The following is a 16,230-nucleotide window of genomic DNA, read 5'->3' on the forward strand; positions in this document are numbered from 1 at the left end:
TGAAAGGGTGATAAATGATGTTACCGCGGTAAGCTCCCAGATGGCAACTTCCGCAAATGCTGCCTCGCAAACAAAATTGAACTTGGATAAAGATGCTTTTTTGAAAATTTTCTTAGCGCAACTGCAATATCAGGATCCCCTTAACCCGGCGGATGGTACCGAATTTATTGCCGAACTTGCCCAGTTTGGGATGCTGGAGCAGCTTACTAACTTAACCGATGCTTTAACAAAGCTTTTACAATTCGAACAAAAGGCCCAGGCAGCAGCCTTAATCGGCAAAACGGTGAAAATAGCAACCGCTGCCGAGACGCTGGTGGAGGGGGTTGTGAGTGCCGTACGGTGGTCCGGGGACCAGATTAGTTTGGTGGTGAACGGCCAGGAGTATAGCCCGGACAAAGTTATCGAGGTGAGGTAAGTGAGTAATATTGGCAAGATCCAGGGGTTAATAACGGTTAACGAAAAACCTGCAGCCCAAACTCTGACCAAAGCTGCATCGGTCCGGAGTTTTGAACAGCTATTGCAGGAAACGGAGGCCAAACTCAAAGTGTCCCACCATGCGGAAAAACGTCTGCAGGAACGGGGGATTGAGCTTTCGGAGCAGGAGTGGTTGAAAATTTCCCGGGCGTTAGAAAATGCCAGGGCTAAAGGAGCCAGAAACAGTTTGGTGGTATACGGAGATTTGGCGATAATTGCTTCGGTAGTAAATAAAACGGTGATTACCGTTTCCAGAACGGAGCAGTTGGCAGAACAAATAATTACCAATATTGACAGTGCCATTTTACTTAAGTAAAAGGGCTGGACCGCAAGGGGGCCCTCACCCGCTGAACGACGGAGGCGGGTAAAAAATAAAAATTTAAAGGGGGAGTTAAAATGATTCGGTCACTTTATGCGGGTATTTCGGGCTTAAAAAGCCATCAGTATAAAATGGATGTTGTTGCCAATAACATTTCCAATGTTAATACTATTGGTTACAAATCCAGCCGGGTAAATTTTGAAGATTTAATTTACCAGAAAACCAACCAGTCGGGAGTTTATCCTTCTTATGTTGGCCTTGGGGTCAACGTGTCCGGGGTAGACACTATTTTTACCCAGGGCGGACTTAAATCTACAGGTCGTCCTTTAGATGTGGCGATTCAGGGTAATGGTTTCTTTGTACTAAAAGATCCGGTAACCACCAGGACCTATTATTCCAGGGAAGGAGTCTTTTACCTTGACAAAGACGGTTATTTAATAAACGGCCATGGTTACCGGGTGCAGGACGTAAACGGTGCTGACATACAAATAAACAATCCGGAAGCTGTAGTAACTTTAACAATTCAAAACGATGGACAAATTAAGCTGGTTCGTTCCGATGGTACCACAGAATTTGCGGGTCCTATAGGCTTAATGAGCTTTAAAAACCCGGAAACCTTAGAACGGATAGGGCAAAACGTTTATTCGGCTACTATTGATACCCAAACTTCTTTTTCCTCGCCGGTAACTCCCGGACAGCAAGGTCAGGGAATCCTGGTTTCGGGCTACCTGGAAATGTCCAATGTGGATTTAGCCAGTGAATTTACCGAGATGATTGTTACCCAGAGGGGCTATCAGGCTAATGCCCGGGTGATTACCACATCCGACCAAATGCTGGAGGAGCTCTTGAATATTAAGAGATAAGATTTGAGGTGAAGTTAAAAGTGACCAAAGGAAAAACAATATTGCTAATTGTCATTGTAGCGATAGTAGCGGTACTGGCGGGTTTAGGGGGAGCTTATTTCTTATTTGGGAAAAATTCCGGGGCGGCTGCGAAAGAGCCGCCCCCTCCTCCTACCGTTATCGCCAAGTTAGGGGATATTGTGGTAAATTTGGCTGATAAAGATACTTCCAGGTATCTGCGGGTTGGGATTAATGTGGAAATCGAAGGAGAAGGGGAAGGGGCAACGAAAGTATTTGAAGAAAAAAGCGTCATTTTTAAGGATAAGGTTATTGCCTTTCTTAGAAGCAAGGAATCAACGGAGCTTGTTGGTGATAATTCCAGCGAGAAGTTAAAAAAAGAGCTCTTGAAAATTTTGCAGGATACAGCGGCGGAACTTAATAAAAAGGTCGAGAAAAAGTCCGAAAAAATTGTCATCGTAAACGTGTATTTCAGCGATTTTATTATCCAGTAAGAAGGGAGGTAATTTTTTGGGAATCCATGAAGTGGATGAATTTTTGAAAAAAATGGTTGACGATGTTCCTACATACCGGAAACCGGAATTTTCACCATTAGAGCCGGTACCGACCGGGCAAAAGAAGTTGCCGATGTCCCTTTTAAATAACATTAAAATGGAGATAGTGGCCCGGATGGGTACCACCGAGCTGACCGTCCGCCAGCTTTTAGCTTTAAAAGAAGGAGATGTCCTGGAGCTGGATAAAAGTATTGGCGATTTAATCGACCTTTTTATTGACGGTCGGCGGTTTGCCGTTGGAGAAGTGGTGGTGATTAATGAAATGTACGGAGTGAGGATCACCGGCTATTCTGACGAAGATACCGGGAAAGAGGCGAAAAAAATTGGGTAGTTATTTTGTGCAAATTTTTTGGTCGTTTTTTGTACTTGTTTTGCTTCTGGCCGGTTTGTTCATCCTGGCCCGGTACCTGAAAAACTTCCGCATCGGCTTCAAAAGCCGGTATATCGAGATTATCGACCGTTTACCCCTTTCCCCCAAAGCGGGCTTAGTGCTTTTAAAAGTCAATGATAAATATTATTTTGCGGGATACGGTGAAGATAACGTTTCGTTGCTGGATACCTTCGAGAATCCACCAGCGGAAATACCGGGATACGGTAATGTCTTTGAGAGCAGGCTAAATCAAAAAATTTCTGAAGTTGTGGGGCAGATTAAAAGTGGCATCAAAAAATAAAAAGCTTTTAATAACGGGAATTTCATTGATATTAACTCTGGGGGTAAGTTCATTAGCGCTTGCGGAACCGCTTACCATACCCAATATCCAGCTTAATATTAACGGGCAGGGTTCGCCCCAGGAAGTGGTTAACTCCGTCAAGCTTTTGGTACTGTTAACCGTTTTAGCTTTGGTACCGGCCTTTTTACTTTTGATGACTTCCTTTACCCGCATTGTGGTGGTTTTATCGCTGTTAAGGAATGCCATAGGTACCCAGCAAGCGCCACCCAATCAGGTTTTAATTGGCCTTGCTTTGTTTTTAACCATTTTTATCATGTCGCCGGTAATTAATAAAATTAACCAGGATGCCATCCAACCCTACTTAAATAATCAAATTACCCAGGAGCAGGCTATCCGGGCGGCTGAAGCGCCGCTTAAGGATTTCATGCTGAAACAAACCCGGGAAAAAGACCTGGCCCTTTTTATTGAATTGGCCAAATTGCCGCGGCCGCAAACCAAAGACGACGTACCTTTTACCGTAGTGGTTCCGGCTTTTATCATCAGCGAACTAAAAACGGCATTTCAGATGGGATTTATGTTGTTTCTACCGTTTTTGATTATTGACATGGTTGTTGCCAGTATTTTAATGTCCATGGGCATGTTCATGATTCCGCCGATGCTCGTAGCTTTACCCTTTAAACTTTTACTTTTTGTTCTGGCCGATGGTTGGTACCTGGTGGTCAAGAGTTTGGTAAGCAGTTTTTCTTAAAGCGGGAGAGAAGGGAAAAAATGGCTTCGCTCTATTTCATCCATTTGGCCCAAAAAAGCTTTACCGTTTTGAGCTTGCTGGTAGGACCACCGCTTATTGTTTCGCTGGTGGTTGGCTTAATAGTGGGAATCTTGCAGGCGGCAACCCAGATTCAAGAGCAAACGCTAACCTTTGTTCCAAAATTAATTGCCGTGTTTTTAACCCTTTTACTCTTAAGCGGCTGGATGCTAAATATTATGGTAGACTTTACCGGACAAATCTTTCAGGAAATGGCTAAAGTTCGCTTTTAGGAGTTCAAGATACGATGACCCAGTGGCTTATTTTTCTTATAATTGCGGCAAGGCTGGCCGGCTTTTTTGGCATCTCGCCTTTAATCATTCCGGTACGGGGTGTACCGCCGGCGGTCAAAGGGTTTTTTACCCTGATTGTAGCCTATTTGTTACTGCCGACGGTGGCAGGAAGCTTTACGGCAACGGACGTTCAGCGGAATTTTTTTCTCCTCTTAATCGGTGAAAGTTTAATTGGTCTTTTGTTGGGGTTCGTAACTTTAATCTTTGCCAATTTATATCTCGTTGCCGGACAGTATATGGACCTGACTTCGGGACTCAGCGCCGCTACCCTATTTGATCCCCTGACCCAGACCAATGCCGGATTAATGGCCAATTTTATTTATCTCTACGGCATCTTAAACTACTTTTTGGCCAACGGACACCACCGCCTCTTAACTTTTTTGACGGTGAGTTTTGAGCTAATTCCGCCCGGCAAAGGTTTACTGCACCCGGGGTTAAGCGAATTACTAATAAAGATTTTCGCGTTGGTTATGTTAGTAGCGATTGAAATTGCCATACCGTTTCTCATGGTGATGCTTATCAGCGATTTAGCTCTTGGCATTTTAGCGCGAACTGCCCCGCAAATGAATGTGTTTCTGCTGAGTTTTGGTTTAAAGATTTTACTGGCCATCTTCACTTTATGGCTTTTACTTCCCGGGATTGCGTATTTTACCGGAATTTACCTGGAATTAATGGAAAAAAATCTTTTAGCCATCATAAGGGGAATAGGCTATGGCAGATGAGCAGAGAGACCAGCGTACCGAGGCCCCCACTCCCCGAAGGTTAGCTGAAGCCCGGCGCCGTGGGCAGGTTTTTAAGAGTCAGGAATTAAACTTTGCGGTAATGTTCTTAATATTCTTTTTGCTTTTGCTGATACTGGGAGGCTACTTTTATCAGCAATTTTATCTTTTAAGTCGAAATGTTCTTCGAAATATGTTTATTGAACTTACCCCATCTGCTGTCCGGGGACTGTTACTTTATTATTTTGGCTGGAGTTTTAAAATTGTTTTGCCGTTTTTACTCCTGGGAATGCTTGCCGGAATAGCATTAAATTTAGTGCAGGTAGGATTTATCTTTACAACGGAGCCGTTAAAGCCAAGCTGGGAAAGAATAAATCCCCTCTCAGGCTTTAGCAGGATTTTTAGCCGGAGAAACTGGGTGGAGCTTCTTAAGAACTTTTTGAAATTTAGCTTTTTGGCTTTAGTAATTTACCTCCGGATTAAAAGTAATTTACCGCTTATTTTTCAGAAAATCGGTCAGGCGCCAGCTGAATACTTTAACGGTTATTTTAGCTTAATTAAAAAGATTGCGCTGGATACGCTTCTGGTGCTCTTTGTCTTTGGAGCTGTTGATTACTGGTATCAGCGACGGGAATATTATCAATCCCTGAAAATGACCAAACAGGAGTTGAAAGAAGAATACCGCCAAACGGAAGGAGATCCCTTAATTAAAGCCCGGCTGCGGGAACGGCAGCGGCAGATTGCTTTAAACCAAATTGCCCGGGAGGTTCCGCAGGCTACCGTTGTGGTTACTAACCCGGTGCACATTGCTGTGGCGTTAAAATACGAACGGGGCAAAATGGCGGCTCCGAAGGTAGTGGCGAAAGGAGCCGGATTTTTAGCAGAAAAGATTAAGGAAATAGCCCGGGCCCATAACGTGGAGATTGTCGAGAATGTTGAGGTTGCCCGGTTTTTATATAAAAATTGTGAAGTGGGCGAGGAAATTCCCGAAGAGCTTTACAATGCTGTGGCGGAGATTATCGCCTGGGTTTACCGCAAAAAAAGAAAAAGATAAGTTGGTGAGACTGTGGCTACCGTTTCTAAAGGTAACGCCTTCTTAAAAAATAATTACGATTTAATCGTAGCGGGGTTTGTCGTTTTAACTTTGGTTTTAATCATTATTCCGTTGCCCCCCTTTATGCTGGATATTTTACTGGTATTTAGCATAACCTTTTCCCTGGTTATTTTACTCATTACCCTGTTTACCACCGAACCGCTGCAATTTTCGATATTTCCCACTCTTCTGCTGGTAATGACTTTATACCGTTTGGCCTTAAACATTTCGTCCACCAGGCTTATTTTAAGTCAGGCTTCGGCCGGACAGGTAATTCAGGCCTTCGGTAGCTTTGTGGTGGGTGGAAGCTATGTAGTGGGATTTGTGGTATTTTTAATCATCACGGTAATTCAGTTTGTCGTTATCACCAACGGGGCTGGCCGGGTGGCGGAAGTGGCAGCCCGGTTTACCCTGGATGCGATGCCCGGAAAACAAATGGCCATTGATGCTGAATTTAATGCCGGTCTAATTACCGAACAGGAGGCCCGGCAAAAACGCCGCAAATTGCAGCGGGAAGCGGACTTTTTTGGAGCGATGGACGGTGCCAGCAAGTTTGTGCGCGGGGATGCCATTGCCGGGATTGTTATCCTTCTGATAAACATCCTGGGCGGGTTGATAATTGGGGTTATCCAGATGAAAATGCCTGTGCTGCAGGCGTTGCAAACTTATACCGTGCTGACCATTGGTGATGGACTGGTTAGCCAGATACCGGCACTTTTAATTTCAACCGCTACCGGTATTCTGGTAACCAGGGCGTCAGCCGATGAAAATTTTGGCCGGGAGTTTACCAAGCAGGTGGGTGCTTTTCCCAAGGTTTTGATTATGGCGGCGATCATAATCTTTCTGCTGGGATTGATTCCGGCCATGCCCAACCTGTTGTTTATTTCCCTGGCAGGTCTTTTAGGATACGGCGGGTATTTGGCGGTTCGTTACACCGGTCAGGTAAAAGATAAAACCCAGCAGGTAATAGAAGTACCCAAAAAGCGGGAGCCGGAAAATGTGTTAAACTACTTTAACATAGACCCCCTGGAAATTGAAATTGGTTACAATTTAATAACCCTGACCGATGAAACCCAGGGAGGAGATTTATTAGGAAGGCTGGCAGCGGTAAGGCGCCAGTTGGCTTTAGAACTTGGTCTGTACGTTCGGCCCATACGCATCCGGGATAATTTGCAGCTGCCGCCCAATCAGTACGTCTTTAAATTGCGCGGGGTGGAAGCGGAAAAAGGCGAATTGCTGCCGGGGTACCTCCTGGTTTTGGACCCGACCGGGGAAAAAACTCCGGAACAGGGCATTCCCACCAAAGAGCCGGCCTTTGGTTTGGAGGCCTGGTGGGTACGGGAAAGCCAAAAAGCAAATTTAGAGATGGAAGGTTTTACCGTAATCGAACCATCGGCGGTTTTGGTTACCCATCTTACAGAGTTTATTAAAAAGAATGCTGCGGAAATTTTGGGGCGCCAGGAAGTAAAAGAACTTTTAGAAACCCTCAAGCAAAACCAGCCGGCGGTGGTTGAGGAGGTATATCCGGAACTTTTAACCCTCGGAGAAATTCAAAAGGTGCTGCAAAGCCTTTTAAAAGAAAATGTTTCCATTCGGGATTTAACCAGCATTTTAGAAGCTTTGGCCGATGCCGTACGCCAGAACCGGGATCCCGACTTTTTAATCGAACAGGTGCGGCAAAAAATTCGCCGGCAAATCGTACGCCAGTATTTGCACGAAGGTAAGCTTTATGCCGTTACTTTGACCCCGCAGTGGGAACAGCAAATTGCCGAAAGTTTGCAACCAACAAGCCTGGGAATTTTTCCTTTGCTGGATACTGCAAGAACCGAGCAGTTTATTGAAAAGGTAAAGCAAACCCTGACGGAAGTTAGCCGGAGGGGACTGTACCCGATAATCATTACTTCCAGCCGGGTGCGCTTACCCCTGCGACGGCTACTTGACCGTTTTTATCCGCAGGCGATTTTGCTGGGCATTAATGAAATTCCACCGGATGTTGAGGTAGAAATTTTAGGGACGGTGAATTAGCGGTGAAGATCAAAAAGTATACGGCCAGAGATATGGCGGAAGCCCTCCAGATGATCAAATTTGATTTAGGACCGGAAGCAATGATTTTGGAGAGCCGGAAAGTTCGGCAGCCCGGTATTCTCGGGTTTTTTAAACCGCCCGTTTTGGAGGTGTTGGCGGCGGTTGATGAAGCGGCAAAACCCAGAAAAGACGTGGCTAAAGAAACTTTTGAAGTTAAAAAGGATTTGGCCGAATTAAAATTAATGGTTAAGGATTTAGCGCGGGTAACCGGGACCGAAACGGGTAATTTTGCCCGCTGGCAGGAACGCCTTTTAAAGCTTGAACTGGCACCGGATATTGTGGAGCAGATTTTGCTGGAACTGCAGGATTTTTTTGAAGAAGTGGCGCCGGAGGAAACTTCCGGAGTGGAGCGGGTAAAAGAGTACTTAATAAATTTAATTAAACCCTATTATGAAAACATCCAGGACTTTCCTTTAAAAGCATTAATTGGTCCGACCGGTGTGGGAAAAACAACAACCCTGGCCAAGATTGCCGGACGTTTGGCAATTCATGAAGAAAAACCAATACGGTTCATTACCCTGGATACCTTTCGCGTGGGGGCAGTCGAGCAACTCAAGATTTACGGCAAGTACCTCGGTACAACGGTTAAAGTTGCCGGCTCACCGATGGAGCTTTGGCGGGCGGTGCAAAAGCAAAATGAGGGAGAAACTATTTTTATTGACACCGCTGGCCGGCCATCCAAAAAGCAAAATCAAATTCAGGAACTGGCCGGTTTTTTGGATGCGGTTAAAAAGGAAAAAGACATCTATCTGGTGATAAGCGCTACCGTCAAACCCGAAGATGCGGAAAAAATCGCTAAAGACTTTTCCCCTTGCGGTTTTAATAAATTTATCGTAACCAAAATAGATGAAACCGATAAATTTGGAGTATTGATTAACTTAATCGTTAAATTTAAAAAGCCAATTGTTTACCTGGGCGTTGGGCAGAATGTTCCCGAGGACTTAATATCTGCTACCCCGGAGCTTATCGTTGAGCAGGTGTGGAAGGGGTGGTAGGAGATGTACCGGCAGGCGGTGGGATTAATTAAAGGTAATAAAGGGGAAGCAAAAGAAAATGCTACTCTGCAGCGGATAATTGCGGTAACCAGCGGTAAAGGCGGAGTGGGCAAATCGAATTTCACGGCGAATTTAGCACTCGCGCTGGCCGATTTACAGAAAAAAATTTTAATTTTGGATGCGGATTTAGGCCTGGCCAATGTGGAGCTCCTTTTTGGCGTTACTCCCCGCTGTACGCTTTTGGATTATTTAAACAGCGAAAAAAATATTGAGGATTTAATCACGCCATTACAAAATAATGTCGATTTAATTTCCGGCGGTGCCGGACTTTTAGAACTGGCTTCGTTAAATGTAAAACAAAGGAAAAAAATTATCCAGTTAATTGAAAATCTTCCCCAAAATTATGATATAATCTTAATTGATACCGGTGCCGGGATCCACAAGGAAGTAATGAGCTTTGTTGCGGCAGCCCGGGAAGTAGTGTTAATTATTACCCCGGAGCCTACGTCTATAACCGATGCCTATACAATGCTCAAAATGTTAGCCCGGTACAAGCTCAAGCAAAAAATCTACCTGGTGGTAAACCGCGTACGGGATAAAAAAGAGGGAGAAAAAATTGCCGAACGCATTACTCTTGCCGCCAATAAATTTCTAAACCTCAATATTGAAAACTTGGGGTATCTTTTGGAAGACCGCTCCCTTTCCGAAGCGGTAAGGCAGATGAAACCGTTTTATTTGCAATTTCCCAATAGTTTGGTCACCAGAAACTTGAAAAAAATTGCCCTAAAGCTTACTTCAGATAAGTTAGTCGAACAAAAAACCGACGGTTTTGCCGGATTTTTCACCAAGCTTTTAAGAATTTTTGGATAGGTGATTTATGTTGCAGGAGTTTTTAAAACTTGAGCTTTATCCCAACCCGGCGGTAAAAAAAAGCTTTCCGGCGCAGGTTCAGGAGGTTAAAGAAAAAACCTTTCTAATTCTTGGACCTTTTGACCGGGGCACTTTGCTTTTCCTGTATCCTGCCCAGGAAGTTTTAATTGAATACGTTGCTGAAGAGTGCCGTTATCAATTTTCTACCCGGGTAGTACGCCGGTTGCAAAAGCCTTTTTTCGGTTACGAGTTACTGCTACCGGCTCCCGAAGAGATACAAAGGATTCAGTTGCGCCGTTTTGTTCGGGTGAAAAAAGTTTTAGAGGTTTTTTATGCTCTGGTTAAAAAGGATGACGAATTAAACTGGAAAAAGGGGAAATCGGTAGACATAAGTATCGGCGGAATTAAGCTGGCAACTAACGAGCCTTTGCCCGTGGATGCCTGTGTAAAGGTTCGATTTTACATAGAATTGAAAGGAAATGTTGTGGAATTTGTACTGGATGGTTTGGTCAAACGGGAAGAAAAAAAAGAAAACCATGTGTATCATTACGGAATTGAATTTGTAAACATCAGCAGACAGGAGCAGGATACACTTTTTGCGTATTTGTTCCAGGAAATGCAGAAGTCGCGAAGGATGTTGGCCGATGGGAAGTGAGAGCTTGGATGTGGCCGGTTTGTGGAGGGAATATCGGCGAAATAAATCATTGCAACTGAGAAATGAGTTGCTGGAATATTACCTGCCTTTGGTCCGCAAGGTTTCCGCGGCCATGAGTTTAAAACTTCCTACCCACCTTTCCCGGGAGGATATCGAGGGCTACGGCATTATCGGGTTGATTGAAGCGGTGGAAACGTATGATCAGAACCGCGGTGTGAAGTTTGAATCGTACGCCTCTCTTAAGATTCGGGCGGCAATCATTGACGAGCTGCGGAAGCAAAACTTCCTACCCCGTTCGGTGTGGGATAAGATAAAAAAAGTAACAACCAGCGAAGAAATGCTGTTAAACGCCCTGGGGGAAGAGGTGCCGGTAGAGAAGGTAGCGGAGCAGCTGGGAGTAAGCGTCAGCGATGTTTTAAAGATAAAAACCTTAATTGCTTTAAAAAATCACCTTTCTTTAGATGAGATTATCGACCCCGAAGGTTCGGTTGACCGTTTTGCAGGGCTGGCAGATGATGAAAAATATTCGCCGGAAAACAAATTTTTACAAAGGGTTGAGATAGAAGAATTGCGAGAAGCGCTAAAGAGGCTTAGTGATCGGGAACGGTTAATTTTACAGTTATTTTATGTAGAAGAGCTATCGCTTAAGGAAATTGCCGCAGTGCTGGACATCTCCACATCCCGGGTTTCCCAGATAGCTTCAAAGGCTTTAGGAAAATTACGGAAATTGTTAAATGAAGGGGTTGGAGTTTAATGTTAAGGGGCATTTATATTTCCGCTACTGGCCTGAAAGCAGGGCTTAAACAGTTAGATACCATTGCCAACAACATAGCCAACATCAATACCGTTGGGTACCGGGCCGATATAACGGTCAATTCCGGTTTTGAGGAAAAGATACTTAATTATGCGGGTAAAGAGGTGGGGATGTTAGAGTACGGGGTTAATCCCGATATAAATTATTTGGACCTGTCTTCCGGGAAGTATGTTCCTACCGGGCGGAATTTAGATTTTGCCCTGGTGGGAAACGGTTTTTTTGTGGTTGAAACACCTGCAGGCTTGAGATATACCCGGGCCGGCGATTTTCAGGTAAATAGGGACGGTTATCTGTGTTTACCTAACGGCAGCAGAGTTTTGGGCGAAAAGGGACCGATTAAAATCGATAATGAAGAACTTTACGTGGAAAAAGACGGGCGGATTTACAATAAAGAACGCTCGCGTTATATTGACCGGTTGCGCGTTGTTGAGCCGGTGGATCCTGTGGCTTTGGAAAAAGTCGGAGGGAATTTTTTTGTAACTGCGGCCAACAACTTACGTCGGGGTAATGCTTTGGTTTTGCAGGGCTATTTAGAGCAAAGCAATGTTGACCCCAATCGCGAATATCCAGCGTTGTTAGAAAGTTTAAGGTATCTTCAAAGCAATGCCCGGGGGCTCAAAGTACAGGATGAGCTGCTAAGCAAGGCGGTAAATGATTTAGGAAAAGTACGGTAGGTTAAGAGAAAAAAATGGAACTTCAGGTGGGAATTGCCGATTACAAGCTTGGCAGCAGTCCTGTCAAAATTGTTACTTACGGTTTGGGGTCCTGTGTTGGGGTAAGTTTTTACGAACCGCGGTTAAAGTTGGGTGCCCTGTTACATATCATGCTTCCCGATAGTACCCAGTTTAGCGGGCAGCTTAAACCGGAAAAATTTGCTGATACCGGCATCCCTCTGGTGGTCAGGGAATTAGAAAAGCAGGGGGCGAGAAAAAGTTCACTGGAGGTTAAAATGGTGGGCGGAGCCCAGATGTTTTCGGGCCCCGGGGCTCAGACGGTCATGAATATTGGCGAGAGAAACATCGCCATGTGCCGGAAGGTAATAGCCCAGATGGGGCTGAAGTTAGTGGCGGAGGATGTTGGTGGGAATAAGGGTAGGACGATGATCTTAGATACCGCTACCGGCAACGTTACGGTAAAAATAATTGGCAACATAGTAAAGGTGATATGATGAACTTTGCCGAATTTAAAGCAGAAGTTTATAAAAGATACGGACTTGATTTAAACCAGTACAAGGAAAATCAGGTACAAAGGCGGCTCAATCTCTTTTTGGAAAAATCGGGATTGAAGGATTTCGGTAACCTTCTTTTAGCAATGGATAAAGATGCCAAAATGTTTGAAAAATTTATCGATACGCTGACCATTAACGTTACCGAATTTTTTCGCGATCCCAAGATTTTCTTCAAGCTGTACGAAAAATATTTGCCCGAATTCAAAGGAAAAGGGAATTTAAAGATTTGGAGCGCCGGTTGCTCGACGGGAGCTGAACCGTACTCGGTAGCCATTTTCCTGGAAGAACTGGGATTTAAAAATTATCGCTTGGATGCATCGGATTTAGACGAAAATATTTTAAAAGCCGCCCGGGAGGGCAAATTTGGGCCGGAGGCACTGAAAAATGTTCCCCGGGAATGGATAACCAAATATTTTGACCGAGAAGGGGAGGTTTACCAGGTAAAAGCGGCTTTGAGGCAAAAAGTTAACTTTAAAAGACAAAATCTTTTAAAAGATAGTTTTGATAAAGGCTACCATTTAATTTTGTGCCGCAATGTCATTATTTATTTTACCAAAGAAGCCCAGGATGGCCTGTACCGCAAGTTTTCCGAAAGCCTTGTACCTCAGGGCATTTTATTTATTGGAGGGAGCGAAGTAATCTTCAATCCCGAAAAATATCGATTAATCCGTTTGGAGCCCTGTTTCTACCGGCGCCTGGGGTGAGAAAAAAAAGGGGGGGTAGGAAGTGGCCGAGGTGAACGATTCCTTAAAAATGGACGCTTTAAAAGAAATAGGAAATATCGGTATAGCTAATGCCGCTACTGCTTTGGCCCAATTTCTGGCGCGAAGAATCGATATGGATGTGCCCGAGGCAGTGGTGATTGATTTTGATGAAATCCTGCAGCGCATCGGGAGCCCCGAAGAACTGGTGGCTTGCGTTTTTTTGGGGATAAAGGGGGATGCCCCTGGCGATATTCTTTTTATTTTTAATCAGGAAAGTACCAATAAATTGTTGAAGCTGGTAATCGGTACCGAGACCACCGGTTACGAAATGGATGAATTTTCCGCATCGGTTTTAAAAGAAATCTGCAACATCCTGGCCGGCTCTTTTGCCCAGGCTATTAGCAGTTTAACGGGGTTAACCCTGCTGTCGGAAGTGCCGCTTTTTAGCTATGACATGTTAGCGGCTACCCTTTCGACCGGGCTTATTGCTTCGGGGGCTTTTGACGATCAGGTTCTGGTGATTGACACCAATTTAATCGAACAGGGGGAAAAGATTAAAGGACATTTTTTCTTTGTTCCTAAGCCCGGTTCGCTTCAGAAGATTTTTGCGGCCTTAGGCCTTAGCTAAATATTCTAAATTCATACAGGAGGGAAATGAATGTCGGCGCGAGTATTAATTGTGGATGATGCAGCTTTTATGCGGATGATGATTAAAAATATTTTAGTAAAAAACGGTTATGAAGTTGTGGGCGAAGCGGAAAACGGTGTCCAGGCGGTGGAAATGTATAAAGAGCTCAAACCGGATATCGTAACGATGGATATTACCATGCCGGAGATGGATGGTATTCAAGCGGTGCGCGAAATTAAAAAAATTGACCCCAATGCTAAAATTATTATGTGCAGTGCTATGGGGCAGCAAGCGCTGGTAATGGAAGCGATTCAAGCGGGGGCAATCGATTTTATTGTAAAGCCTTTCCAGCAGGACAGGATTTTACAAGCCTTTGAGAAAACTTTGAAGAGGTAATGGTGAAAGGCGGGATATAATTGCCGGAGCTTGGTGATAGCAAAGAAGTCTTATCTCAAGAAGAAATAGACAGGTTATTAGCAGCTCTTGCTTCGGGAAATATTGATGAAGTCACCGAAAAGAAAAAAGAAGAAGTTCGCTACCGCAAATATGATTTTCGTCGTCCCAACAAATTTTCCAAGGAAAACCTGCGCACGCTTCATTTAATTCACGATAATTATGCCCGGTTAATTTCTAACTTTCTGACCGGATATTTGCGGACTAATATTTCTGTGAAAGTAGCTTCGGTAGACCAGGCAACCTATGAAGATTTTTTGGTTTCGGTTCCTACCCCTACCCTGATAACAACCTTTAAGCTTCATCCCCTGAAAGGCAGCATGGTAATGGAGACCAATTTGCAATTTATTTTCCCGATAATAAGCCTTTTATTTGGTGGGAGCGGTGATATGCCGCCGGAAGTTCGGGAACTTACCGATATCGAGCTGGCGGTGATTAAAAAGCTTAACTACCGGCTTTTGGAAAACCTGGCCCAGGCCTGGGCGGAAATTATCAAGGTCGAGCCGGAGATCGAGGCTTTAGAAAACAACCCAAGATTACATCAGGTACTTTCCCCCAATGAAATTGTCGCGATAATTACGTTTACTACTGAAATTTTAGGGAACAATGGTTTAATTAATCTTTGCCTTCCCTTTGAAGTTTTGGATCCTTTACTGGCAAAGCTTTCGGCCAGCTACTGGTTTTCCCATGCCACCGCAGCCGACCGGGAAGCTTTTGCCCGGCACATGGAAGGTTTTTTAGCGGAAAGTGAGCTGGAAGTATCTGCTCTTTTAGGGGGGACCGAACTGCGGGTGCGGGAATTTTTGAAAATTGAGGTTGGGGATATAGTGGTTTTGAATCGGAAGGTTGACGAAGAATTGGAACTTTTTGTCGAAGACCAGAGGCTATTTAAGGTGCAACCCGGCCGTGTAGGGGAGAAGCTTTGTTGCCAGATAACTGGGATGATAGAGAGGGATGAAGCCGATGGATAACCAGTTTTTAAGCCAAGAAGAGATTGATGCTCTTTTAAGAAGCGAGCCAGTTCCTTCCGAATCCGACGGAAGCGGCACCGGAATTATCCTAACCGATGCGGAAAAAGATGCCCTGGGGGAAGCGGGCAATATCTCCATGGGTTCGGCGGCTACTTCCCTGTCCCAGCTGGTGGGCAGGAAGGTTATCATTACCAGCCCCCGGGTGGAAGTGCAAAAGGAAAAGGAATTTTTTGCCAGCTTCCGCGAGCCGTATATGGTTATCGAAGTGGAATTTACCGAGGGGTTGTCGGGGAAAAATGTCCTGATTATAAAGGAAAACGAAGTGGGTGTAATTGCCAGCTTAATGATGGGTGGGGACGGCACCCATTCGGGGGAGATAACGGAGTTAGAACAAAGTGCCGCCCAAGAGGCAATGAACCAGATGATTGCCAGCAGTGCCACTGCTTTATCGGAAATATTTAAAAGAAAGATTAACATTTCGCCGCCCAGGTCCAAAATGATCAATTCCCGGGAAAACGATACCTACGAACCTTTTGGCGGCCACGAAGTAGTGGTAATTTATTTTAATATGCAAATTGAAGGTCTGATCGATACCGATATCATGCAGGTGATGGAGCCGGCAACGGCCAAGGAAGTGGCCTAGATGCTTTTGGCCAAAGTGTATGGGAGCCCGGAGACGGAACCGGCCGTGATGGCTCATGAAATGCTTGAAGGAGCAAAAGCTACGAATAGTGAGAAAAAAGTTGAAAAAGCGGAAGAACAATTTGTTTTGCCGGCAGATGAAAAGTTAGAGTTAATTTTAGATATTCCTCTTAAAGTTGAGGTCGTGTTAGGACGAACCCGGCGTCCCATCAAGGAAATTTTAAGCTTTGGGCCGGGAGCAATAATTGACCTGGACCAATTGGTGGACGAAGATGTAGAAGTTTTGGTGAATGGTACCCTTGTGGCTAAAGGCGAAATTGTGGTAGTCGGGGAGAATTTTGGCATCAAAATAAATCAAATCCTCTCTCCCAAGGAACGGTTAAGCAAAATTTAATGA

The 16,230-nt window shown here is 44.6% G+C and carries 23 protein-coding genes; all 23 read left to right on the forward strand.

The features are described from left to right. The first annotated feature begins 7 nt into the window (after positions 1–7). The 23 genes from CARFE_RS0105975 to fliN all read left to right on the forward strand — a co-directional run bounded on the left by CARFE_RS0105975 (position 8) and on the right by fliN (position 16,227). Entirely contained in the window at positions 8–415 is a 408-nt protein-coding gene (locus CARFE_RS0105975; protein ID WP_028052094.1) for a flagellar hook capping FlgD N-terminal domain-containing protein, read from the forward strand. Further along, positions 416–790: a TIGR02530 family flagellar biosynthesis protein gene (locus tag CARFE_RS0105980; protein WP_034541752.1), complete on the forward strand. Its 375-nt coding sequence runs from the start codon at positions 416–418 to the stop codon at positions 788–790. Between the two features lie 80 nt (positions 791–870). Further along, a complete protein-coding gene (gene flgF, locus CARFE_RS0105985; protein ID WP_028052096.1) occupies positions 871–1,656 on the forward strand; it encodes a flagellar basal-body rod protein FlgF in 786 nt (261 codons plus the stop codon). 20 nt (positions 1,657–1,676) lie between these two features. Next, on the forward strand, positions 1,677–2,147 hold the full coding sequence (locus CARFE_RS15530) for a flagellar basal body-associated FliL family protein (RefSeq protein WP_161625130.1): 471 nt from the start codon (positions 1,677–1,679) through the stop codon (positions 2,145–2,147). Positions 2,148–2,163: 16 nt separating this feature from the next. After that, positions 2,164–2,538: a FliM/FliN family flagellar motor switch protein gene (locus tag CARFE_RS14475; protein WP_051250192.1), complete on the forward strand. Its 375-nt coding sequence runs from the start codon at positions 2,164–2,166 to the stop codon at positions 2,536–2,538. Continuing rightward, the gene (gene fliO, locus CARFE_RS0106000; protein WP_028052097.1) at positions 2,531–2,878 is read left to right on the forward strand and encodes a flagellar biosynthetic protein FliO; all 348 of its coding nucleotides are present in this window, start codon (positions 2,531–2,533) and stop codon (positions 2,876–2,878) included. The genes CARFE_RS14475 and fliO overlap by 8 nt, the downstream gene beginning before the upstream one ends. A gap of 76 nt (positions 2,879–2,954) precedes the next feature. Beyond that, on the forward strand, positions 2,955–3,626 hold the full coding sequence (fliP, locus tag CARFE_RS0106005) for a flagellar type III secretion system pore protein FliP (protein WP_456064302.1): 672 nt from the start codon (positions 2,955–2,957) through the stop codon (positions 3,624–3,626). 20 nt (positions 3,627–3,646) lie between these two features. After that, the gene (gene fliQ / locus CARFE_RS0106010; protein ID WP_011343929.1) at positions 3,647–3,916 is read left to right on the forward strand and encodes a flagellar biosynthesis protein FliQ; all 270 of its coding nucleotides are present in this window, start codon (positions 3,647–3,649) and stop codon (positions 3,914–3,916) included. Between the two features lie 14 nt (positions 3,917–3,930). Next, the gene (locus tag CARFE_RS0106015) at positions 3,931–4,698 is read left to right on the forward strand and encodes a flagellar biosynthetic protein FliR (RefSeq protein WP_011343930.1); all 768 of its coding nucleotides are present in this window, start codon (positions 3,931–3,933) and stop codon (positions 4,696–4,698) included. After that, positions 4,688–5,749 (forward strand): flagellar biosynthesis protein FlhB, encoded by a 1,062-nt coding sequence (gene flhB / locus CARFE_RS0106020; protein ID WP_028052099.1) that lies wholly within the window; start codon positions 4,688–4,690, stop codon positions 5,747–5,749. Before CARFE_RS0106015 ends, flhB begins: the two co-directional genes overlap by 11 nt. 12 nt (positions 5,750–5,761) lie before the next feature. After that, positions 5,762–7,813, forward strand: coding sequence for a flagellar biosynthesis protein FlhA (gene flhA, locus CARFE_RS0106025; protein WP_028052100.1), 2,052 nt, complete (start codon positions 5,762–5,764; stop codon positions 7,811–7,813). A gap of 2 nt (positions 7,814–7,815) precedes the next feature. Beyond that, positions 7,816–8,868, forward strand: coding sequence for a flagellar biosynthesis protein FlhF (locus CARFE_RS0106030; protein ID WP_028052101.1), 1,053 nt, complete (start codon positions 7,816–7,818; stop codon positions 8,866–8,868). A 3-nt stretch (positions 8,869–8,871) separates the two neighbouring features. Further along, positions 8,872–9,738 (forward strand): MinD/ParA family protein, encoded by an 867-nt coding sequence (locus tag CARFE_RS0106035; RefSeq protein WP_028052102.1) that lies wholly within the window; start codon positions 8,872–8,874, stop codon positions 9,736–9,738. Positions 9,739–9,745: 7 nt separating this feature from the next. Beyond that, positions 9,746–10,393 carry a flagellar brake protein gene (locus tag CARFE_RS0106040; RefSeq protein WP_084138816.1) on the forward strand — a complete coding sequence of 216 codons (648 nt, stop codon included), beginning with the start codon at positions 9,746–9,748 and terminating at the stop codon, positions 10,391–10,393. Next, positions 10,383–11,147 carry a sigma-70 family RNA polymerase sigma factor gene (locus CARFE_RS0106045; protein WP_028052104.1) on the forward strand — a complete coding sequence of 255 codons (765 nt, stop codon included), beginning with the start codon at positions 10,383–10,385 and terminating at the stop codon, positions 11,145–11,147. Before CARFE_RS0106040 ends, CARFE_RS0106045 begins: the two co-directional genes overlap by 11 nt. Next, positions 11,147–11,881, forward strand: coding sequence for a flagellar hook-basal body protein (locus CARFE_RS0106050; RefSeq protein ID WP_028052105.1), 735 nt, complete (start codon positions 11,147–11,149; stop codon positions 11,879–11,881). The genes CARFE_RS0106045 and CARFE_RS0106050 overlap by 1 nt, the downstream gene beginning before the upstream one ends. Before the next feature lie 14 nt (positions 11,882–11,895). After that, positions 11,896–12,375, forward strand: a complete 480-nt coding sequence (locus CARFE_RS0106055; RefSeq protein WP_028052106.1) for a chemotaxis protein CheD — start codon at positions 11,896–11,898, stop codon at positions 12,373–12,375. Continuing rightward, positions 12,375–13,139 carry a CheR family methyltransferase gene (locus CARFE_RS0106060; protein WP_051250193.1) on the forward strand — a complete coding sequence of 255 codons (765 nt, stop codon included), beginning with the start codon at positions 12,375–12,377 and terminating at the stop codon, positions 13,137–13,139. Before CARFE_RS0106055 ends, CARFE_RS0106060 begins: the two co-directional genes overlap by 1 nt. A gap of 22 nt (positions 13,140–13,161) precedes the next feature. Next, the gene (locus CARFE_RS0106065; RefSeq protein ID WP_028052108.1) at positions 13,162–13,767 is read left to right on the forward strand and encodes a chemotaxis protein CheC; all 606 of its coding nucleotides are present in this window, start codon (positions 13,162–13,164) and stop codon (positions 13,765–13,767) included. A 30-nt stretch (positions 13,768–13,797) separates the two neighbouring features. Further along, on the forward strand, positions 13,798–14,163 hold the full coding sequence (locus CARFE_RS0106070; RefSeq protein ID WP_028052109.1) for a response regulator: 366 nt from the start codon (positions 13,798–13,800) through the stop codon (positions 14,161–14,163). Between the two features lie 20 nt (positions 14,164–14,183). Continuing rightward, entirely contained in the window at positions 14,184–15,191 is a 1,008-nt protein-coding gene (gene fliM / locus CARFE_RS0106075) for a flagellar motor switch protein FliM (protein WP_028052110.1), read from the forward strand. Continuing rightward, positions 15,184–15,834: a flagellar motor switch phosphatase FliY gene (fliY, locus tag CARFE_RS16435; protein WP_051250194.1), complete on the forward strand. Its 651-nt coding sequence runs from the start codon at positions 15,184–15,186 to the stop codon at positions 15,832–15,834. The genes fliM and fliY overlap by 8 nt, the downstream gene beginning before the upstream one ends. Continuing rightward, positions 15,835–16,227, forward strand: a complete 393-nt coding sequence (gene fliN / locus CARFE_RS16440) for a flagellar motor switch protein FliN (protein ID WP_051250195.1) — start codon at positions 15,835–15,837, stop codon at positions 16,225–16,227. The last annotated feature ends 3 nt before the right edge of the window (positions 16,228–16,230 follow it).

Origin of the sequence: Carboxydothermus ferrireducens DSM 11255 (assembly GCF_000427565.1) — a bacterium.
Lineage (GTDB): Bacteria > Bacillota > Z-2901 > Carboxydothermales > Carboxydothermaceae > Carboxydothermus > Carboxydothermus hydrogenoformans.